The 21,061-nt window shown below is 42.4% G+C and carries 16 protein-coding genes; 12 read left to right on the top strand and 4 right to left on the bottom strand.

The genetic code is table 11. The features are described 5' to 3' along the window. Positions 1-123: 123 nt before the first annotated feature. The 4 genes from glmU (at position 124) to trbK (ending at position 3,928) form a co-directional block, all read left to right on the top strand. On the top strand, positions 124-1,488 hold the full coding sequence (glmU, locus tag ACEYJ7_RS07815) for a bifunctional UDP-N-acetylglucosamine diphosphorylase/glucosamine-1-phosphate N-acetyltransferase GlmU (protein WP_373778516.1): 1,365 nt from the start codon (positions 124-126) through the stop codon (positions 1,486-1,488). 317 nt (positions 1,489-1,805) lie between these two features. Further along, the gene (gene rpsB / locus ACEYJ7_RS07810) at positions 1,806-2,522 is read left to right on the top strand and encodes a 30S ribosomal protein S2 (protein WP_373778515.1); all 717 of its coding nucleotides are present in this window, start codon (positions 1,806-1,808) and stop codon (positions 2,520-2,522) included. Between the two features lie 97 nt (positions 2,523-2,619). Further along, positions 2,620-3,471 carry a translation elongation factor Ts gene (gene tsf / locus ACEYJ7_RS07805; protein ID WP_373778514.1) on the top strand — a complete coding sequence of 284 codons (852 nt, stop codon included), beginning with the start codon at positions 2,620-2,622 and terminating at the stop codon, positions 3,469-3,471. Between the two features lie 64 nt (positions 3,472-3,535). After that, positions 3,536-3,928 carry an entry exclusion lipoprotein TrbK gene (gene trbK, locus ACEYJ7_RS07800; protein ID WP_373778513.1) on the top strand — a complete coding sequence of 131 codons (393 nt, stop codon included), beginning with the start codon at positions 3,536-3,538 and terminating at the stop codon, positions 3,926-3,928. A gap of 67 nt (positions 3,929-3,995) precedes the next feature. On the opposite strand, the gene ACEYJ7_RS07795 is transcribed toward trbK, so the two are convergent. Further along, complete coding sequence (locus tag ACEYJ7_RS07795) at positions 3,996-5,540, bottom strand: phosphoethanolamine transferase (protein WP_373778512.1); 1,545 nt, start codon at positions 5,538-5,540, stop codon at positions 3,996-3,998. Positions 5,541-5,687: 147 nt separating this feature from the next. On the opposite strand from ACEYJ7_RS07795, the gene pyrH reads away from it, so the two are divergent. From pyrH to ACEYJ7_RS07765, 6 genes are all read left to right on the top strand, one after another. Next, positions 5,688-6,401, top strand: a complete 714-nt coding sequence (gene pyrH / locus ACEYJ7_RS07790) for a UMP kinase (RefSeq protein WP_373778511.1) — start codon at positions 5,688-5,690, stop codon at positions 6,399-6,401. An 835-nt stretch (positions 6,402-7,236) separates the two neighbouring features. Then, positions 7,237-8,181, top strand: coding sequence for a sigma 54-interacting transcriptional regulator (locus ACEYJ7_RS07785; protein WP_373778517.1), 945 nt, complete (start codon positions 7,237-7,239; stop codon positions 8,179-8,181). Then, positions 8,181-9,857, top strand: coding sequence for an ABC transporter substrate-binding protein (locus tag ACEYJ7_RS07780; RefSeq protein ID WP_373778510.1), 1,677 nt, complete (start codon positions 8,181-8,183; stop codon positions 9,855-9,857). The genes ACEYJ7_RS07785 and ACEYJ7_RS07780 overlap by 1 nt, the downstream gene beginning before the upstream one ends. A 13-nt stretch (positions 9,858-9,870) precedes the next feature. Then, positions 9,871-10,833, top strand: coding sequence for an ABC transporter permease (locus tag ACEYJ7_RS07775; RefSeq protein ID WP_373778509.1), 963 nt, complete (start codon positions 9,871-9,873; stop codon positions 10,831-10,833). Continuing rightward, the gene (locus ACEYJ7_RS07770) at positions 10,823-11,710 is read left to right on the top strand and encodes an ABC transporter permease subunit (RefSeq protein WP_373778508.1); all 888 of its coding nucleotides are present in this window, start codon (positions 10,823-10,825) and stop codon (positions 11,708-11,710) included. Before ACEYJ7_RS07775 ends, ACEYJ7_RS07770 begins: the two co-directional genes overlap by 11 nt. Before the next feature lie 8 nt (positions 11,711-11,718). Then, positions 11,719-12,753 (top strand): oligopeptide/dipeptide ABC transporter ATP-binding protein, encoded by a 1,035-nt coding sequence (locus ACEYJ7_RS07765; RefSeq protein ID WP_373778507.1) that lies wholly within the window; start codon positions 11,719-11,721, stop codon positions 12,751-12,753. Between the two features lie 52 nt (positions 12,754-12,805). Here the strand turns inward: ACEYJ7_RS07765 and ubiG are convergent, their stop codons facing one another. Then, the gene (ubiG, locus tag ACEYJ7_RS07760) at positions 12,806-13,519 is read right to left on the bottom strand and encodes a bifunctional 2-polyprenyl-6-hydroxyphenol methylase/3-demethylubiquinol 3-O-methyltransferase UbiG (protein ID WP_373778506.1); all 714 of its coding nucleotides are present in this window, start codon (positions 13,517-13,519) and stop codon (positions 12,806-12,808) included. Positions 13,520-13,810: 291 nt separating this feature from the next. Between ubiG and gdhA the strand changes: the two genes are divergently transcribed. Next, positions 13,811-15,148 carry an NADP-specific glutamate dehydrogenase gene (gene gdhA, locus ACEYJ7_RS07755; RefSeq protein ID WP_373778505.1) on the top strand — a complete coding sequence of 446 codons (1,338 nt, stop codon included), beginning with the start codon at positions 13,811-13,813 and terminating at the stop codon, positions 15,146-15,148. Positions 15,149-15,263: 115 nt separating this feature from the next. Here the strand turns inward: gdhA and ACEYJ7_RS07750 are convergent, their stop codons facing one another. After that, complete coding sequence (locus ACEYJ7_RS07750) at positions 15,264-17,216, bottom strand: bifunctional 2',3'-cyclic-nucleotide 2'-phosphodiesterase/3'-nucleotidase (RefSeq protein ID WP_373778504.1); 1,953 nt, start codon at positions 17,214-17,216, stop codon at positions 15,264-15,266. A 73-nt stretch (positions 17,217-17,289) separates the two neighbouring features. Continuing rightward, the gene (locus ACEYJ7_RS07745; RefSeq protein ID WP_373778503.1) at positions 17,290-17,799 is read right to left on the bottom strand and encodes a peptidylprolyl isomerase; all 510 of its coding nucleotides are present in this window, start codon (positions 17,797-17,799) and stop codon (positions 17,290-17,292) included. A 222-nt stretch (positions 17,800-18,021) separates the two neighbouring features. Between ACEYJ7_RS07745 and ACEYJ7_RS07740 the strand changes: the two genes are divergently transcribed. Then, the coding region (locus ACEYJ7_RS07740; protein WP_373778502.1) for an ESPR-type extended signal peptide-containing protein at positions 18,022-21,061 on the top strand (3,040 nt) is incomplete at its 3' end.

The raw sequence follows: 21,061 nt of genomic DNA, 5'->3' as shown, positions 1-21,061 counted from the left end.
GTTGCTTAGTCAAGTGATATTTACTCAATTAAATTTTTTTTACAACTTATGGTCTATACGTTGCATTCTTTTTTAACGTAAAATGCACCCCGTTATTTTCTTTTTAAATCAATAAGGTTATTTATGACTCAGCTCAGTGTGGTAATTTTAGCCGCGGGTAAAGGTACCCGTATGTACTCGGATTTACCGAAAGTATTGCATCCGATTGCAGGCAAACCGATGGTGAAGCATGTAATTGATACGGCAAAACAATTGGACGCGAAACAAATTCATCTTATTTACGGTCACGGCGGTGATCTGTTGCAACAACGCCTTGCCAATGAGCCGGTAAATTGGGTATTACAAGCGGAGCAGCTTGGTACCGGACACGCCATGCAGCAAGCGGCACCGTTTTTTGCGGATGATGAAAATATTTTAATGCTTTACGGCGACGCACCGTTAATTACCAAAGACACCTTGGAGAAATTAATTGCAGCGAAACCGGAGAATGGTATCGGTTTGCTTACGGTCGTGTTGGATAACCCGACCGGCTATGGTCGTATTGTGCGTGAAAACGGCTCGGTGGTGGCGATTGTCGAGCAAAAAGACGCGAATCCGGAACAGCTTCATATCCGAGAGATCAACACCGGTGTAATGGTGGCAAGCGGTGCAAGCTTTAAAAAATGGTTGGCACAATTGGATAACAATAATGCCCAAGGCGAATACTACATCACCGATGTGATTGCGATGGCAAACCGTGACGGATTTAAAGTCGAAGCCGTTCAAGCAAGCGATTTAATGGAAGTCGAAGGGGCGAATAATCGCCTTCAACTGGCGGCATTAGAGCGCTATTATCAAAAAACACAGGCGGAAAAATTGATGCTTGCCGGCGTGACGATTATCGATCCGACCCGTTTTGATATTCGCGGCACCGTGACGCACGGTAAAGATGTCGTGATTGATGTGAACGTGATTTTAGAAGGTGAAGTCGAACTTGGTAACAACGTTAAAATTGGCGCAGGTGCTATACTGAAAAATGTCGTACTTGGTGATAATGTTGAAATTAAACCTTACTCTGTTCTTGAAGATAGCGTCATTGGTGAAAGTGCGGATGTAGGGCCGTTCGCCCGCTTACGTCCTGGTACGGAGCTTGCCGCTAAAGCTCATGTCGGCAATTTCGTCGAAATCAAAAAATCAACAATTGGTGAAGGCTCTAAAGTGGGTCATTTAACCTATATCGGTGACACTGAAATCGGTTCAAACGTGAATATCGGCGCAGGTACCATTACCTGTAACTACGATGGAGCGAATAAATTCAAAACCATTATCGGCGATAACGTCTTTGTCGGTTCCGATACGCAATTGGTCGCGCCGGTGACGGTGGCAAGTGGTGCTACGATCGGCGCCGGTTCAACCATTACCAAAGATGTTGCAGAAAATGAACTTGTGATTACCCGTGTTCCACAACGCCACATCCAAGGCTGGCAACGTCCGACTAAGAAGAAATAATATTTTTCGTAGGTTATTAAGCGTAAGGGCGTCTATGTTGGACGCCCTGATTTTAAATTTGCAAAAAACAGTAGAAAACAGACCGCTTGTATGCAAAAAAACTAGCCTTTAACCTGAAATTCCTGTAAAATCCGCCCGTTTTTTGTGCTTGAAAACTCAAGCAAACAAAAAACGTTTATTTTTTATATTAACCCAAAATCACACACATATTGCACACTAAACATCGGGGTGCTGTTGAAAAATGGTCGATGGCTTAGGATATGTGGAGGCAAAACCCTTCCCGTTAATTTGGGAGCAACACATAAAGGAAAATTCTTATGGCACAAGTTTCTATGCGCGATATGCTTAACGCAGGCGTTCACTTCGGTCACCAAACTCGTTACTGGAACCCAAAAATGAAACCATTCATTTTCGGTGCGCGTAACGGTGTTCACATCATCAACTTAGAGAAAACCTTACCATTATTCAACGATGCGTTAGCGGAATTAACCCGTATCGCAAGCAATAACGGCAAAATTCTTTTCGTGGGAACCAAACGTGCAGCAGCAGATGCGGTGAAAGCAGCGGCAGTAGATAGCCAACAGTTCTACGTAAACCACCGTTGGTTAGGTGGTATGTTGACTAACTGGAAAACAGTTCGTCAATCAATCAAACGCTTAAAAGAGTTAGAAGCGCAATCACAAGACGGTACTTTCGACAAATTAACGAAGAAAGAAGCTTTAGACCGTACCCGTGATATGGCTAAACTTGAATTAAGCTTAGGCGGTATTAAAGAAATGGCAGGTCTTCCTGATGCAATTTTTGTTATCGGTGCGGACTATGAACATATCGCCATCAAAGAAGCAAACAACTTAGGTATTCCGGTATTTGCTATCGTTGATACTAACGCAAGCCCGGACGGCGTAAACTTCGTTATCCCGGGTAACGATGACGCAGCTCGTGCGATCCAACTTTATGTAGATGCAGCAGTTGCAGCTATCAAAGAAGGTCGCGGTCAAGAAACTGTCGTTGCGGCAGAAGATTCGGCTGAATAATCGTCTTAAGGCAAAAAGCCCTTAAAACATTCATAATGTGAAGCAGGGGCAAATATCCCCTGCTTTTCTTTATCTATACTATCAAGAGGAATTTAAAATGGCTGAAATTACAGCAGCACTCGTAAAAGAGCTACGTGAGCGTACTGGCGCAGGTATGATGGAATGTAAAAAAGCGTTAGTAGAAGCAAATGGTGATATCGAATTAGCAATCGATAATATGCGTAAATCCGGTCAGGCAAAAGCGGCTAAAAAAGCAGGTCGTGTAGCCGCAGAAGGTGTGATTCTTGCTCGCCTAGGCGCAGGTTTCGGCGTATTAGTTGAAATGAACTGTGAAACCGACTTTGTGGCAAAAGATGCCGGCTTCTTAGAATTGGCGAACGAAGTTGCAGATTATGCAGTAGCAAATAAAGGCACATCTATCGAAGCGTTACAAGCTCAATTTGAAGAGAAACGTGCGGCATTGGTTGCAAAAATCGGCGAAAACATGAACATCCGTCGTGTGAAATATGTTGAAGGCGCGAATGCATTCTACTTACACGGTGCGAAAATCGGTGTATTAGTTGCGGGCGTAAACGGTGACGAGGACTTATTCAAGAAAGTAGCAATGCATGTTGCAGCAAGCCGTCCGGATTTCGTTAAACCTGAAGATGTTCCTGCTGATGTGGTTGCCAAAGAACGTGATATCCAAATTGCTATCGCAATGGAATCAGGCAAACCGCAAGCTATTGCAGAGAAAATGGTTGAAGGTCGTATGGCTAAATTCACCGGTGAAGTGTCATTAACCGGTCAACCTTTCGTTATGGATCCATCTGTTTCTGTAGGTGAATTCTTAAAATCTCAAGGTGCAGACGTTGTTGGCTTCGCTCGCTTAGAAGTAGGTGAAGGTATTGAGAAAGTTGAAGAAGATTTCGCAGCGGAAGTTGCTAAAATCACCGGCAGTAACGCTTAATCTTTAAGTTTCACTAAAAAGCGAGCTTCAAGCTCGCTTTTTTGCTATCTGAACGAGAATGAATATGAAAAAACAGTTTTATTATGGTTTGTTTGCTCTTATGGCATTTTTGCTTGCTGCTTGTGATAAGCCTTCCGAACAAGTTTCAACATCTCCACAGCAATCCGCAACAAACGATCAAGTTGAAAATTTGGGGCAGTTATCTATCGTAGGTAAGCAGGAATATATTAAGAGCTTCCAGCAAAATTGTCTTAGAAGTGCGTTAGAATCATTACCTGAAGCACAACGGGCCTCACTCACTCCGAAAATTCAAAAATATTGTGATTGTGGTGCAAACAATACTCTTGAGGTTATTCCTGCCACTGAATTGGCAAACTTATTGCGCGGCCATATTTCGCCAGAGTTGCAAGCGCTTTTAAAACCGGTTTTAGCTGAATGTGCCAAGGCTGCAAAATAGATTGAAACATCCTTTCTTATTGAGTTTCTCCTTTTAAGAACATTAAAAGGAGAACGTATATGGATACTTAAAAAGCGTGCGGGATAACGACTGCAGGATCTATCTCTCCTTCAAATTTTTCAATCATTTCTTTCAAACCGTAGTCATTTTTATCAGATTGGTTACTGAATAAATCGATTTCGGTATTTAGCAAAGGATTAGAGATACCTATCCAGTTTGCAATACCATCGGTAAAATTTAATCCGGATTTGAATGCATTGTATTCTTTTCTTTCTGTCTCATCGCTGGAAGTTTTGAATAACGGAATATCAAAATGTAGTTTACTTTTACCGCTACTGTTATGAATGACAATGTTATCTTCACTGATTTGATGTGATAAGCCATGATCGGAAAAGTAAATCATAGAAAAAGAGCGTTGATGTTGTTGCTGATTTTGTTGCAAACTTTGATGAATTTTTTGTATTACTTCATCGGTCTTTTTGATGGATGAAATATAGCAATTTACATTGAAATATTTATTTTCAATTTTTTGTTGATCAAAAATGGTGTGGTAGTCCGTTAAACGATCACAACTAATCGGGTGTGAGCCGTATAAATGAATCACGATAAAGCGCTTACCTTGGAAAGGTTGATTGATTAACGCATCGAATTTAGGGAGTAGTTCAAAGTCACTGGTATTTTGATTGAACGAATCTCCTGCCTTTAGAAATAGTTTCTCATCACTTTTGTTGGCAATCGAAGAAATTGGTGTGTCATAAGTACCTAAATAACCATGATTGGATAACCAATAAGTTTTAATACCGGCAGATTTCACTAAATCTACTAACGTTAAACCATATTCGCCTTCCCACAGTTCTGTATTCGGTTTGGTCAACATGAGTTTTAATGAGGCGATTGTATTGGTTCCTCCGGCAGTCATCCCATTAATGAGTGTGCCTTTAGCATTACTCATAAAAGGAGTGTTTTCTATCGGATAACCGTAAGCGTGATGATAATCTTTGCGTGCGCTTTCGCCGATGATTAACACATAATCGTCATAGCGAGAGTTTGAGGTGAGAGTAGATTTTCCCCACTGGCTTTCAATCGTGAAATTATTTAAACGTTCTAATTCGTTTTTGACTTTTATTGTCGATGTATAGCCTTCATGCAAGAATTTAAACGGTGGAGTAGAGAATAGCACCAACAAAAAGCTGGCAGCTAGAAATGTTTTATTTTTATAAAAGTGAATCTCAAATTTTTGGCTGATAATTCGAAACAATATAATCGACAAAAAGATAGTTAAACAAGCTACATAGTTCTTTACGGGTAGCTGGCTAAAAAACTCTTTGCTTTCTTGTATATCGGTGGCGAAAACCGACGCAATATATTGGTATGACGGGGGACCGAAAGTTAATCCGACCGGTGTATATAAGCCATATAAGAAAACTAGTGGTAATACAATAAAATAAAATGCTTTTTGAGATGCGTTAAGAAACACAATAAAAAGTGCTAATAGCAGTACATTTGTTATTTCTGGGCTGGAAAAAAAACCAGAACCCATCAACATCAAATAACAGGCTAAAAAGACTAATCCGAAACTAATGAATGCGGCAAAAAGCTGAGAAATTTTCATATAATAGAATATCCGAAGATAGAACGGTCGGCGATTTTACCGAAATTAAAGAAAAAATTCTATGTGCCTTTTGCTTTCCGATAAAGGAAAGATATTTTATAATATAGTGATTTTTCCCCTAGAAACCGTTACACAAAGAGGTTAAGAATGAGCAATCCTATTTATAAACGTATTTTGTTAAAGTTAAGTGGTGAGGCATTACAAGGTGACGAGGGCTTTGGTATCGACCCTTCTATTTTAGATAGAATGGCAATTGAAATCAAAGAGCTGTTGGAAATGGGTGTTGAAGTCGGTGTTGTTCTTGGCGGCGGCAACCTATTCCGAGGTGCGAAATTAGCAAAAGCGGGAATGAACCGTGTAGTTGGTGACCATATGGGGATGCTTGCTACGGTAATGAACGGTTTAGCTATGCGTGATGCATTACACCGTGCGGATGTTAATGCGAAATTAATGTCTGCTTTCCAATTAAACGGTATTTGTGATACTTACAACTGGTCTGAAGCAATTAAAATGCTGCGTGAAAAACGTGTTGTAATTTTCTCTGCTGGTACAGGAAGCCCATTCTTTACCACCGATTCGGCGGCATGCTTACGCGGAATTGAAATTGAAGCGGATGTCGTGTTAAAAGCCACTAAAGTTGACGGTGTTTACGATAAAGATCCGGCAAAAAATCCGGATGCAAAACTTTATCAAGCTTTGACTTATGCGGATGTTATTGAGAGAGAATTACAAGTGATGGATTTAGCTGCATTCACTTTAGCTCGAGATCATGGAATGCCTATCCGCGTATTCAATATGGGTAAACCCGGAGCACTCAAACAAGTTGTTACCGGTACGGCTGAAGGAACTACAATTTCTTAATATCCTATTTCTATAGCAAGCGATGATCATCGTTTAATCTATCCAATGCCTAGAGTATACTCTAGGCTTTTTTCTACACCGTTAAATGTAAACAAAAGTTTCCAAGTCTTTCTTTAAAGGGTATGATTACAAACCTACAAGCGGTCTGTTTTAAGCAATTTTTTGCAAAAAGGGGAGAATCATGCGGTTAGCCATTGAATGTATTGAACGTATCGGCGTAGCTCAAGAAATTCTGAGCTTACTTGCTACGCAAAAGGTGAATCTTGAAGGAATCGAACTCAACAAACACGCCGGAAAAGGACAAATTTATTTACGTACCGAAACAATTAGCGCGGAGCAACAGAAGCAATTTATTCAGCAAATTGAAAAAATAGCCGGCGTTATTCGAGTTTCTTCTATCCATCATTTGCCGCAAGAACGTAAAAATATTGAACTGCGGGCATTGTTGGAAGCTTTACCTAATCCGGTGTTATCTTTAGATCTGAAGGGGCACATTGAATTTGCCAACGCCCAAGCATGTAAACTTTTATTACCGGTTTACCGACAAATGCTTCCGAAAAAGCAACAACCGAACGCAAGGCTTACTGGTATCGCATTAAATGAGATAATGTTGAATTTAAACCGTACTAAGTGGTATTCCGCTTTTTTACAACAAGGTTCGAGGGTTCAAAACAACACCTTACAGCCTGTTTCTCATCCTATCCAATTTAATCATCAAGTTTGGCGAATGGATCTGTTTCCGATTGAATTATGGGAAGCAGAGCAGAATCGCTTACTTGGTTATATGGTTGCGTTACAATCTCAACAAAGTATGCAGATTGATTTACGTCAGTTTATGGCAAATCAATATAGCGATTTTGATCATGTTGTAGCGAAAAGTCCTAAAATGAAGGCGGTGATTGAACAAGCGAAAAAATTTGCGATGTTAGATGCACCGCTTCTGATTCAAGGGGAAACCGGTACCGGTAAAGATTTTTTGGCAAAAGCCTGCCACCAGTTCAGTTTTCGTCGTGATCAAAAATTTATTGCGGTAAACTGTGCCGGCTTACCGCCTCAAGAAGCGGAAAGCGAAATGTTCGGTCACCGCAGAAACGGGCAGGAAAGCGTCGGCTTTTTTGAATATGCAAATGGCGGTACGGTGTTGCTGGATTCGGTGGCGGAATTATCATTGGAAATGCAGGCGAAGTTGTTACGTTTTTTGAATGACGGTTCTTTCCGCCGCGTAGGGGAAGATAATGAAATTCATGTGGATGTTCGTGTCATTTGTACGTCGCAAAAACCGTTAGCAACGTTGGTTGCAGAAGGCAAAGTGCGTGAAGATCTGTTTCACCGCTTGAATGTATTAACATTAGATTTACCGAGACTTTGCGAAAGACAAGCCGATTTACCGATCTTAGCCGAGCAATTCCTTCGCCAAGTAAGTCAGCAATTAGCGATCAATCCGCCACAATACGATGAGGCAGTGATTAACGCGCTGCAAACTTATCATTGGCCGGGTAATTTACGGGAATTGTATAATGTTATTTATCGCGCCTGTTCGTTAATGTCGAACCATTCTCTGAGCGTGGAGGATCTGCATTTACCGCAAGCATTGCCTGTCGAGATGACTCCGACAGACGCGGATTCGTCTTCCCTTGAAGAATTGGTTAATCGTTTTGAGGCTTCATTGTTACGCAAATTTTATACGGAATATCCAAGTACCCGCAAACTGGCACAACGTTTGGGGCTGTCACACACCGCCGTGGCAAACAAACTACGGTTTTATGGAATCAGTAAATAATGAAAAGAGTACGACAAGCGGTCGGTTTGGTGAGTTTTTTTGCAATTTTAGGGTTTCATCAGACCGCTTACAGCGCGCCTAAGATCCCACAGGCTTTGCTTGAAGACAGTCTGGTTTACTGCTCAAACGCCTCCGGTTTTTCATTTAATCCGCAGCGGGCGGATGTCGGCACCAATATGAATGTGGTGACCGAGCAGATTTACGATAAATTGATTGAATTCGATCCGGTAACGAATAGCTTAAAACCGTCGTTGGCCGAGCGCTTTGAAATCAGTGACGACGGGCTGACAATTACTTTGCATCTGCGTAAAAATGTGGCTTTTCAACAAACGAATTGGTTTACGCCAACCCGTAAATTTAATTCGGAGGATGTGGTTTTTTCTTTAAATCGGGTGATGGGGAAAAGTGTTGATTTACCGGCACTAAATCAGCCGCAAAATAATCCGCATCACTATCGTCAAAATGAAATTTATCGAGAAATCGCCAATCGCACTCATTTTCCCTATTTTGAAAGTATTGATTTGAAGAATAAAATTGAATCGGTAAGTGCGCCGTCCAATTATGTGGTGAAAATTAAGCTCACCGAGCCTGATGCGTCTTTATTGGCGCACTTAGCCAGTCAATATGCGGTAATTTTATCCAAAGAGTATGCGCTACAGCTCAATGCGGATGAAAATTTGGTTCAGCTGGATATTTTACCTGTCGGTACCGGTGTTTATCAACTTGAAAGCTATGTGCAAAACGATCACGTTCGGCTGCGTCCGCATTCGGGGTATTGGGGGAAAAAAGCCGAAATCACCAATATGATCGTCGATTTATCAACGACCGGTACCGGCCGTATGGCAAAATTCTTAAATGGTGAATGTGACATTTCCGCATTCCCTGAGCCAAGCCAAATTTCTATTTTGAAACCGGAAGAAGGTTATTTAGTTGAAAGTGCCGGTGCAAATTTAGCTTATCTCGCATTTAATGTTCAGCGCTCGCAAATGCATAGTCTTGAGTTACGCCACCGAATTGCAGAGGCAATCGATCGTGAACGTTTGGCTAACGTGCTGTTTTACGGTGTGGCGGAAGTCGCCGAAAATGTGTTGCCGAAAGCGCTGTTCCCTGAAAAAAATCCGTACAGTTATCTTTATATGCCAAGTGTGGAAAATGGTAAAAAATCGGCTGAAAGAGACCGCTTGATCCTTTGGGTAATTGATGAAAAACGAATCTATAATCAACATCCGCTCAAAATGGCGGAACTCATTCGGGCTGACTTGGCTAAAGTCGGCATTGATCTCACGGTCCGTCAAGTCAGCCGTGCCTATCTGACACAACAGCTAGAAAAAGGTGAAGCGGATTACGATCTGATTTTAAGCGGTTGGCTTGCGAATAATTTTGACCCGGACAGTTTTTTGGCTCCCATACTTGGTTGTCAATCATTGAGTTCGGTGACAAATTTGGCGAATTGGTGTAGTGAGGAATTTGATTATCTTCTGCGTTCCGCCCGTGCCAGTGAGGATAAGGAGGTTCGAATGTTGTTATATAAACAGGCGCAACAACTGCTGGAACAACAATTGCCGATTTTGCCATTGGTGAATGTAAACCGCTTGTTAGTGGTGAAAAATGATATTGAAGGGGTGAGTATCAGCCCTTTCGGTCAAGTGAAACTTTCCGTCATCAAGTTTGAATAGAGGTGAATAAACCATGTTAGTTGCTTTAATCCGCAAGCTGTTTTTAACCTTGTTGACGTTGATCATTTTATCGTTTATCAGCTATCACATTTTTTTGCGTGATCCGATCAACAGTTTTTTAGCTGCAGAGGGTTTTCATGGTTATCTTGGTTATGTAGGCGGTTTGTTGCAGGGGGATTTCGGTATGAGTTACAGTACCGGAGAGCCTTTGGCAACACAGATATTGAATGTTTTTCCCGCAACGATTTCGTTGTGTTTGTCGGCATCGTTTTTGTCATTGATTATCGGGATTCCGCTGGGCTTTTTCGGCGCAACTCAACGCAAGAACTTGTTAGGCAAGCTGATGGCGTTTTTAGGCTCTCTGAGCCTTGCCATACCGGTGTTTTGGTTGGCGATAATGCTTTCTGCTTATGCTTCAATCAATAACTGGCAAATTGCCGCAATGGGGGAATTACACCCCATTTATGAAGTTAAAACACTCACCGGGGTGAAAATTCTCGATATATTTCTTTCCGATTCGCCTTACAAACTGAAAATGATGCAGAGTGCTTTACAACATTTGGCATTACCGACGCTGATTTTATCTGTGCCGGCAACCTTAGAAATCATGCGCATTACTCAGCTACGTACGGAATATGTATTGCAACAGAATTATGTGAAGGTTGCGCGTACACGCGGTTGGTCACCGTTACGTATTTGGTGTTCGCATATTGTGTCAAATACCTTACCGACGCTGGTGCCGATGATTGCGCGTAACGTAACGTTAATTTTTGCTTTTGCACTTTTGATTGAAAATGTAGTGAGTTGGGGCGGAGTCGGACGTTGGATAATCAATGCCCTTGCCGTACAGGATTACAACGCAATTTCAGCCGGCATTGTTGCAATCGGTTTATTTGTATTGGCGGTGGATTTACTGGCAAGTTTAGTCACCACATTATTAGATCCGTCACAGAAGAAAGATTGGTATGTTAAATAGAGATCCGGAACAATTTCGCGAATCGGCTTATTTAAAGCAATTTGGTATTGAACTGCGTAAAGACGCATTGGCGTTAATCAGCCTCTATCTTTTTGCCGCATTACTCGGCTTAGTGGCGGTAGGGTATTTGATTGCGCCTTATACGGCGGATAGACAATTCGTCGGATTGGAATTATTACCTCCGTCTTGGAGTGATCGCGGGCAGATCAACCACTTTTTCGGGACAGATGATCTTGGGCGGGATATTTTTAGCCGAATTCTCTATGGTTTTTATTATACCGTTGGCGGAGCGCTGATTATTACCTTGGCAATTGCGGTTATCGGCGGAGTTATCGGTATATTGGCAGGAACGAAGAAAAGCAATTCGTTTTTTATTTTAAGCCACCTGTTTGATACTTTTTTATTTATTCCGATTTTGTTGATTGCAATTATTATCGCAACATTGATGGAACCGAGTTTAACCAATGCGATGTTAGCCATTTTCTTGGCGATGTTGCCACATTTTATTCATAAAATTTATCAAACGACGCAACAAGAATTAAAACGGGAATATGTTGTTACCTTGCGATTAGACGGTGCAAGACGGCGTGATTTGATCGCCCAAGTGATTTTGCCGAATCTTACCGTCATTGCGGTAAAAGAGTTATCACATATTTTTGTGATTGCGGTTTTGGATATCAGTGCATTAAGTTTTATTGCATTAGGTGCAAAAAGCCCGACGCCGGAATGGGGCGCGATGATTCGTGATTCCGTGGATTTAATTTATATCGCTCCTTGGACGGTCTTTTTACCCGGTGTGGCAATTATTTTTGTCATTTTGATTATTACCATGCTCGGCAATAGTATTGTGCGTGTATTAGAAAAATATCGTCGCTAAGGACTTCTATGGCATTACTTGATATTCGTCATCTCAGTATTGAGATCGATACTCCGCAAGGGCGGATTAAAATGGTTGATGATATCAACTTAACCCTTGATAGTGGGGAAGTATGCGGCTTAGTCGGAGAATCCGGTTCGGGTAAAAGTTTGATTGCCAAGGTGATTTGCGGGCTGGTTAAAGATGAATGGATTATTACCGCCGATCGTTTTCGTTTTAAGGATATTGAACTGCTAAAACTTTCCCCGCATCAGCGTCGTAAACAGATTGGCGACGAAATTTCAATGATCTTCCAAGACCCTTTATCTTGTTTGGACCCAAGTAAACCGATTGGCAAACAGCTTATCCAGACTATTCGTTACAAAGGAAAATGGTGGGAACGATTCGGTTGGAAGAAGAAAAAAGCGATTGAATTGTTACATAAAGTCGGGATTAAAGATCATAAAGACATTATGCAGAGTTATCCGAGCGATCTCACGGAAGGCGAAGCACAAAAAGTCATGATTGCCATGGCTGTTGCGAACCAACCGAGACTATTGGTGGCGGACGAAGCAACCAATACAATGGAAGCAACAACCCAACTACAAATTTACCGCTTACTGTCCAGTATGAATAAAAATCTCGGCACATCAATTATTTTAGTCAGCAATGATATGTTGAGTATTCATAAATGGGTGGATTCTTTTAATGTGCTTTACTGCGGGCAAACCGTTGAAATTGCCAGTAAGGAAACGATTATGGAAACGCCGTATCATCCTTATACTTCCGTACTGTTGCACAGCGTGCCGGATTTCTCCAAACCGTTGCCGTTTAAAGGACGGTTAAATACCCTGAAAGGATCGGTGCCGATGTTACAGGATATGCCGATTGGCTGCCGTTTAGGACCGCGTTGCCCGTTTGCGCAGAAAAAATGTGTGGTGAAACCACCGCTACGCAAATTTCGGCAACACGAATTTGCCTGCCATTTTCCGATTAACTTTCGAGAACAGAATTTCTTACGAAAGGAGGAATTTGCGCCGGTGGTCGTCGAAACCGTGGAATGATGGGATACAAGCGGTCACTTTTTTGCCAAAATTTGCAAAATATCAGGACAGACTAATCGCTTTGCGTCATCACGGCAATATAGTTACAGCTCACATCCTTATTCAGCCAAAATTTCTCTGTTAGCGGGTTAAAATGGTAGCCCGCCATTTCTTTGCAGGTGAGTTTTGCTTGGTCACACCAATTTAATAATTCAGCAGGTTTAATAAATTTCTCAAATTCATGAGTACCTTTAGGAAGCATTTTCAGCACGTATTCTGCGCCGATAATCACTAACATATAGGCTTTTAACGTACGGTTGATCGTGGAGAAGAACAAGAGACCGTCTGGCTTTAATAACGCTTTGCAGCTTTGGATGATCGAAAGCGGATCCGGCACGTGTTCCAACATTTCCATGCAGGTAATGACATCAAATTTTTCCGCATCTTGCGCTTGTCGGTCGGCGAGAAACGCTTCAATCGTAATTTGCTGATAGTCAATCGTTAAGCCGTTTTGCTCAGCGTGTTGTTTGGCGATATGAAGAGGCATGGTTGTCATATCAATGCCCGTTACGTTTGCCCCCATTTTCGCCATACTTTCGCTGAGAATTCCGCCGCCACAGCCGACATCTAATACCCTTTTTCCGAATAATCCGTTCGATTGTTCGGCAATATAAGCAAGACGCAAAGGATTTAATAGATGGATCGGTTTGAAATCTCCTTGCGGATCCCACCAACTTTTAGCCATTTTTTCAAATTTTGCGATTTCTTGTTGATCGACATTACTCATATATTGCCTTGAATTAGTTTTTCTAATGATTAAGAGCGTTCATTCTACCCGATTTGCAAAAAATTAGCGAAAAATCACCGCTTGTAGAGGGAAATATCCCTAAAATTTTTAATAAAAGAGGGGTAGTTAGTAAAATAAGAGTAAAATTTAAGCAATTAAACATACTTTTTTTAATTTATGATATAAATTTTTCTAATTCTACTTTTCAAATAAAAATTTGATTGCTAGACTGCGCACCTATTGCTAATAGGCAAATATTAAATTCTAAACATTTTTATACAGGAGCCAAAGATGAGCGATTTAAACGCCCTTTTCCAAAAAATCAAACAACGTGACCCTAACCAAGCGCCGTTCCATCAAGCGGTTGAAGAGGTATTCGGCAGCCTTGCGCCATTCTTAGCGAAAAATCCTAAATATACCCAACAAGGTTTGTTAGAGCGTATTGTAGAGCCTGAGCGTGTAATTATGTTCCGTGTCACTTGGGTTGATGATAAAGGTCAAGTACAAGTGAATCGTGGCTACCGTGTACAAATGAACTCAGCAATTGGTCCTTACAAAGGCGGTATCCGCTTCCACCCAACTGTGGATTTAGGCGTATTAAAATTCTTAGCCTTTGAACAAGTATTCAAAAATGCGTTAACCACATTGCCGATGGGTGGCGGTAAAGGTGGTTCAGACTTCGATCCGAAAGGCAAATCCGACGCGGAAGTGATGCGTTTCTGCCAAGCGTTTATGAGCGAATTGTTCCGTCATATCGGTGCAGATACCGACGTACCGGCAGGTGATATCGGCGTAGGCGGACGTGAAATCGGCTATATGTTCGGTCAATACAAAAAATTACGTAACGAATTTACCTCTGTCTTAACGGGTAAAAGCTTAACTTGGGGCGGTAGCTTAATTCGTCCTGAAGCAACAGGTTACGGCACAGTTTATTTTGCTGAATCTATGTTAAATACACGTGGTCAATCTATCGAAGGCAAACGTGTTGTAATTTCAGGTTCAGGTAACGTAGCGCAATATGCGGCTGAAAAAGTGATCCAAAAAGGCGGTAAAGTGTTAACCGTTTCTGATTCTAACGGCTACGTTTTATTTGCGGACAGCGGTATGACCGAAGCACAATTAGCCGCATTATTTGAACTTAAAAACGAGCGTCGTGAGCGTTTATCTGTGTACGCAAAAGAGCAAGGCATTCAATACTTTGAAGGTCAAACGCCATGGGGCGTGGCGTGTGATGTCGCATTACCATGTGCAACACAAAACGAATTAAATGAAGAAGACGCAAAAACGTTATTGAAAAACGGCTGTTTCTGTGTGGCGGAAGGGGCGAATATGCCTTCTACATTAGGTGCGGTTGAAGTGTTTATTTCGGCGAAAATCCTTTACGCGCCGGGTAAAGCCTCAAATGCGGGCGGTGTAGCAACTTCAGGTTTAGAGATGAGCCAAAATGCAATGCGTCTATCTTGGAGCCGTGAAGAAGTTGACCAACGTTTATTTAACATCATGGCGAATATTCATGAAAACTGTGTTGAAAACGGCGCTGAAAACGGTTTCATCAACTATGTTAACGGTGCAAACATTGCAGGCTTCAAAAAAGTGGCAACCGCAATGTTGGAGCAAGGTGTTATCTAATCGACAACGGTCAGACAAAAAATCCCCGGATCGTCGAGATTCGGGGATTTTGCTTTTACAAGCGGTCTGATTTCGCTAAAAATTTGCAAAACCGTGGTTATCCGCGGTTTTATGGCTATTTACTCATATCAATTTGATATACGGCAAAGCCGGCATCATCTTGTTTTAAGAATTTATGTATAAAGGTCGCTTTTTCTTTGATAAAGGCTGTTGCTTTATCGCTATTCGCCGTTTCAAAGAATACGTTTACTTTGTCATTGATTGGCGCAAATTTCCAGTTATTGTCTGCACTTGGATTGATTTGACCATTTGCTTTCGTTTGAGCGGTAATGTAGTTCGCTAGCACTTGGCGGTTTTCATCAGGTGAAGCGTACACCACGTGTTCATTGCCGGTACCTGCAAATTTGCCGCCGTAAGCACGGTAGTTATTCGTCGCAATAATAAATTCTGCTTTTGGATCAACCGGTTTTCCTTGGAAGGTCAAGTCTTTGATGCGATCACCTTTATCATTGACTAATTTACAATCTAAGTCGTAGCGAGCCGGGCTGGTGACATCAATTTGATAATTTACACCGTCAATTACATCAAAGTTATAGGTGCGGAAACCGTCCCAGTTAATTAAGCCTTGTGGTTCGGTACTGTTTGGATCGATTTGATTAAACATTCCCGCAGAGCATTCTAACCACTCTTTTAACTCTGCACCATTCACTTTCACCGCCACAAGCGTATTTGGATAGAGATAAAGATCGGCAGCATTACGGAAACTTAAATCGCCTTTTGGCACTTCAACGAACGCTGTAGCATCATTTTTACGACCGCCTGATTTAAACGGCGCCGCTGCGCTTAACACAGGAAGATCTTTGAGTTCCGGTAAGTTTTTGATCACATTTTCAACATAATCTTTTTGCGCAAGGCTGACAATTTGTACCGTTGGATCATCTTGCACTAAAGAGAGATAGCTATACATATCCGCAGACGATTTGCCGATTGGTTGTGCAACAAACTCACGAGTCGCATCATGATAAGGCTTCATTAAATCGACCAAGCCTTGATCGTTTTCCACTAAAGCTTTTTTCTCTTTACTGTCAAAGATTGGACGAATTTCGGCTTTGCCGTCAACGACTCGCCATTGACCTGATTTATCACTTAAGGTCAAATCGATCACACCAATGTGGCTACCAAATTGCCCCGGCATAGTTGCAGGCGTGCCGTTGATTGTGCCTTTGGCAATATCCACGCCCTCTTTACCTTCAAAATCTTTCCCCGGGAACTGACCATGAGCATGACCAAAGGCAATCGCATCAATGCCTTTAACTTTACTGAGCGCCACGGTGGTGTTTTCTTGCCCTTTTTCATAAGGTTTATCAAAAGAACCAGAACCACTGTGGTTAAGGGCGATAATCACATCCGCACCTTCTGCTTTCATTTTCGGCACATACTTTTCAGCCGTTTCAATAATATCGGCAACAACGACTTTGCTGTCTAAATTCGCTTTATCCCAAATTAAAATTTGCGGCGGGACAAAACCGATAATACCGACTTTAATTTTGTGCGTTTTGCCTTCGGTATCTTTCATTTCACGTTCTTGAATAATGTATGGCGTATATTTTGGCTCATTGGTTTTTGGATCTAGCACGTTTGCACTTAAAACGGGGACTTTAGTATTTTTCAGCGCCGTATCTAAGAAATCTAAGCCATAATTAAATTCGTGATTACCCAATGCACTGGCAACCACATCAAGATATTCAAGCGCGATATAACTTGGGTGAGCATCTTTCTCTTTTAGACCTTTATTTGCCACATAATCCCCGATTGGCGCACCTTGGATTAAGTCACCATTGTCCACATAAATGCTGTTCGGCACTTCAGATTTCGCTTGTTTGATTAAGGTTGCAGAACGGGTTAAACCGTATTTTGCATCTTGTTTATCTTTGTAGTAGTCGAAATCGACTAAGTTAGTGTGAATATCTGATGTTTCAATCACACGGAATTGGATCTCGGCTGCAACCGAATGGATTGAGAACAGAGAAGAAACGGCTAATGCCGTTAAAGAAAGTTTAAATTTCATCGGTAGTCCCTTTGTAAATTGGTAAAATAGATAAAAAAAACGACCGCTTGTCATCAAGCCGTCGTCATAAAAATTAGTCAACCGTCACAGACGTGATGATCACATCTTCTTTCGGCACATCTTGGTGGAAGCCTTGATTACCGGTTTTCACGCTTTTGATTTTATCAACCACCTCCATGCCTTCCACCACTTCGCCGAAGACCGCATAGCCCCATTCTTGTACCACTTCACGACCATGCATTTCTTTTGAACGGTAATCTAAAAAAGTATTGTCCGCCACGTTAATAAAAAATTGGGATGAAGCGGAATGCGGATCAGAAGTACGAGCCATAGCTATGGTGCCACGCTTATTGCTTAAACGGTTGTTGGCTTCGTTTTGAATCGGTGCGCGGGTCGGTTTTTCGATCAAACCGGCTTCCATTCCGCCGCCTTGAATCATAAAACCGTCAATCACACGGTGAAAAATTGTATTATTGTAAAAGCCGTCTTTACAATAGGTTTCAAAGTTTTTTGCCGTTATCGGCGCTTTTTCAAAATTTAAGGCGATTTTAATGTCGCCGAAATTAGTATGGAGTGTAACCATGCTTGTTTCCTTATAGGTTATGGAGTGAAAAAACTGTAGAGCGATATTATTAAAAAATTTTACTAAATTTGCAAACTGAGTAAATTTACATCAATTTTTGGTATTTAAAATCTTTACCTTGATTGAAAAATTTGGCATAATGCCAGCAATAATTACAGTTGTGTGTAATGTGGGTTAGTTTTGTAAATTTTAATATTTGGTAGTTTAAATTAAGGATGATGTATGAATAAAATCTATAAAGTTATTTGGAACGCTACGACAGGTTGCTTTGTTGTGGTGTCTGAACTTTCTAAATCAAAATCTAAAACAAAATCCCAGAATATAAATAAAGTAAATGTGATGGCAATGGTATCACTACTTTCTCTCGGTGGTGTAGGGAGTGGTGAGGTGTTGGCGGCATCTGTTGCGATAGGCGGAAATGATTCTTCTACGATAGGCTATGCCGTTAAAGGCGGGGCGGCAAGTACAGGAGCAAACTCCACTGCAGTGGGAGATCTCAGTAATGCCAGTGGATTGGAAGCTTTAGCGCTTGGTTATAACGCAAGCGCTGCAAGTAGTTATGCGTTGGCAATTGGCGCCAATGCGAATGCCAGAGGCGGAAACTATGTTATTGCATTAGGTTCTAATTCATCGGCTAACGGTCAAGGCGCCTTTGCGATCGGGCGTAGCTCGATTGCTCAGGGAAACTATTCGCAAGCCCTTGGTGATACCACAAAAGTATACTCGGCGTATTCTACCGGAATGGGGATCGCAAATACTATTGGGAATAGTTCGACTAATGCAACATTATTAGCTTCTTGGAGTAAGATTGCAGATAATTCTGCGAATGCTAGCCTTATTGGATATAGAGCTAATGTTTCCGGCGCTAACAGCATCGGTATCGGCTATGCCGTAAACGTGAGTGCGGCGGATGCTATTGCGCTTGGACGCCAATCAAATGCGACGCATGCCAATTCCGTGGCATTAGGAGCAAACTCGACGACATCCGCAGTCAATACCAGCAATGCCGTAAATTATGCTTATAATGCAGATAACGGTTCATCCGCAAACTCAGCAAATTTCGCAGGGCAACCTAGTTCGACAAACGGTGCAGTTTCCGTCGGAAAAGTGGGGGCGGAGCGTCAAATTCAACATGTAGCGGCAGGGAGAATTTCTGCCGATTCCACCGATGCGATCAATGGTAGTCAGCTCTATCAAGTAGCGACAAATACCGGTTTCAATATCCAAAATAACGGCAATGCCGTTTCCCGTATCAATAATAACGGACAGGTGAATTTTACTGACGGCAATTATACTACCGCAGTCGTTACTGACGGTGAAAATAGCTCAACGGTTAAATTTGACGTGGTTACAAAATCATTGGCGAATATTAACGGAAAAGTTGTCTCTAATCTTGGCAATGACGGATTAGTGACATCAAATACAGTCGCTTCAGCGATTAATAGCTCCGGTTTTACTTTAAGAGCCAATAGCGATACTCAAAATGAATCACTGATCAACCCGGGCGATACCGTTGTAATTGCAGAAGGGCAGAATATCAATGTTACTCAAGTAGGTGAGACGATCACCATCAAAACCGTAGACTCGCCAACATTTACCTCATTAACGACAACCGCAGATGCGACCATTGGCGGAGCCTTGACGGCAAACAATGGCGTGCGGGTGACATCCGGTGCCGTGAATTTTAGTGGTACAACGTCAGTGAATATGGGAAATAATATTGTTACCGGAGTTATGGCCGGGGTTAATGCGACGGATGCGGTTAATAAAGGGCAGCTCAATACCACCGACAGAAGAGTGGACTCGGTAGAAGCTACAGCCAATACTGCGCGGGATACGGCAAATCAAGCCAAATTAACCGCAGATAGCGCGACAAATACTGCGACAACGGCACTTGATGCGGCAAATAATGCGGATAGCAAAGCAGATCGAGCTACGTCTATTGCAAATGATGCAAATCAAACGGCGAGAGCGGCAAATTCGGCAGCAATTTTGGCAGGGGAAGCCGCCGATAGGGCAAATACTACAGCAGTAGCTGCAAATACAAAAGCCGACAGTGCATTAGCAAAAATTAGTTTGGGATGGAATATTCAAGGAACCAGCAGTGAAGGTGGTGCGATTAATGTCGATAGCCGTTTGGAACAAATCGAGATGGGCGAAACCGTCACATTAAATGCAGGTAAAAATATTAATCTCACACAAGCCGGAAGCACCTTTAGCATAGCAGTAAATGATTCACCAAGTTTTACCAAGGTGACGGCAGATACAGTCGAAACTAATTCATTGATTACAACTGGTGCGGCAACAATTGGTGGGCAATTGTCTACAGCAGGCTTATTAACTGCAAAAGCAGGCCTGTCCGTTATCGGAGGTAGTGTTGATTTGACCGGAACAACATCGGTGAATATGGGAAATAATATTCTAACCAATGTTGCCCCGGGGCGTGAACTCACGGATGCAGTGAATAAAGGACAATTGGAAACGGTTAATGCGACAGCAGGGAATGCATTGTCTACCGCAAACAGCGCAAGCAGTACGGCGAATACGGCAAGTGATGTCGCTACTCGGGCTCATTCAACGGCAACAAGTGCATCAAATACCGCATCAACAGCCCTCAATGCCGCAAACAATGCAGATGCAAAAGCGGATAGAGCGGTGGCAGTAGCAAGTAACGCAAAAGATACCGCTGATGCAGCAAGTGTGAAGGCGACAAATGCTGCAAATACAGCATCAGAAGCGAAGACGAATGCGACGGATGCGTTAAACAAAGTCAACCAAGGTTGGAGCGTGAACACCAGTGCGTCGGCGGGCGCGGTATCGGGTAACCAACGTGCCAACGTACAGATGGGCGACGAGGTAGTGATTGATGCGGGTAACAACATCAATATCACTCAGAATGGTAAAACGATAAGTATCGCGACCAGCGAGACCCCGAGCTTCAGTACGTTGACGACAACGGGGGTGGCGACCATCGGCGGGATGTTGACGGCGAACGGCGGACTAACCGTGGCAAGCGGTGGCTTTACGGTGGCAGGCGGTCAAACCGTGGATATGGGCGGCAATCGCGTCGATAACATCACTTCGGGCACGATCGTCGCGGGCAACAGCAGCGCGGTAAGCGGCGGAGCGGTGGCGGAAGCGATCAGCAACTCGGTGAAAGGTTTAACGGATTTAGGGTTAATCTTTACCGGCAACAACGGTGAGCAGGTGAAACGCCAATTAGGCGAAACGCTCACGGTGAAAGGCAGCTTGGACGGCATGG

This window comes from Glaesserella sp. (assembly GCF_041814905.1).
In the GTDB taxonomy this organism is placed as follows: domain Bacteria; phylum Pseudomonadota; class Gammaproteobacteria; order Enterobacterales; family Pasteurellaceae; genus Glaesserella.
Note: the sequence above shows the minus strand (reverse complement) of the source record. Positions and strands in the feature narration are given on the sequence as shown.

Coding starts and splice junctions, on each gene's coding strand:
- ACEYJ7_RS07795 (WP_373778512.1), bottom strand. CDS start 5,540: ATGAAAATTTCTCAGCTTTTTGCCGCATTCATTAGTTTCGGATTAGTC.
- ubiG (WP_373778506.1), bottom strand. CDS start 13,519: ATGAGTAATGTCGATCAACAAGAAATCGCAAAATTTGAAAAAATGGCT.
- ACEYJ7_RS07750 (WP_373778504.1), bottom strand. CDS start 17,216: ATGAAATTTAAACTTTCTTTAACGGCATTAGCCGTTTCTTCTCTGTTC.
- ACEYJ7_RS07770 (WP_373778508.1), top strand. CDS start 10,823: ATGTTAAATAGAGATCCGGAACAATTTCGCGAATCGGCTTATTTAAAG.
- ACEYJ7_RS07765 (WP_373778507.1), top strand. CDS start 11,719: ATGGCATTACTTGATATTCGTCATCTCAGTATTGAGATCGATACTCCG.
- ACEYJ7_RS07780 (WP_373778510.1), top strand. CDS start 8,181: ATGAAAAGAGTACGACAAGCGGTCGGTTTGGTGAGTTTTTTTGCAATT.
- ACEYJ7_RS07745 (WP_373778503.1), bottom strand. CDS start 17,799: ATGGTTACACTCCATACTAATTTCGGCGACATTAAAATCGCCTTAAAT.
- pyrH (WP_373778511.1), top strand. CDS start 5,688: ATGAGCAATCCTATTTATAAACGTATTTTGTTAAAGTTAAGTGGTGAG.
- ACEYJ7_RS07775 (WP_373778509.1), top strand. CDS start 9,871: ATGTTAGTTGCTTTAATCCGCAAGCTGTTTTTAACCTTGTTGACGTTG.
- ACEYJ7_RS07785 (WP_373778517.1), top strand. CDS start 7,237: ATGGCAAATCAATATAGCGATTTTGATCATGTTGTAGCGAAAAGTCCT.
- rpsB (WP_373778515.1), top strand. CDS start 1,806: ATGGCACAAGTTTCTATGCGCGATATGCTTAACGCAGGCGTTCACTTC.
- gdhA (WP_373778505.1), top strand. CDS start 13,811: ATGAGCGATTTAAACGCCCTTTTCCAAAAAATCAAACAACGTGACCCT.
- trbK (WP_373778513.1), top strand. CDS start 3,536: ATGAAAAAACAGTTTTATTATGGTTTGTTTGCTCTTATGGCATTTTTG.
- glmU (WP_373778516.1), top strand. CDS start 124: ATGACTCAGCTCAGTGTGGTAATTTTAGCCGCGGGTAAAGGTACCCGT.
- tsf (WP_373778514.1), top strand. CDS start 2,620: ATGGCTGAAATTACAGCAGCACTCGTAAAAGAGCTACGTGAGCGTACT.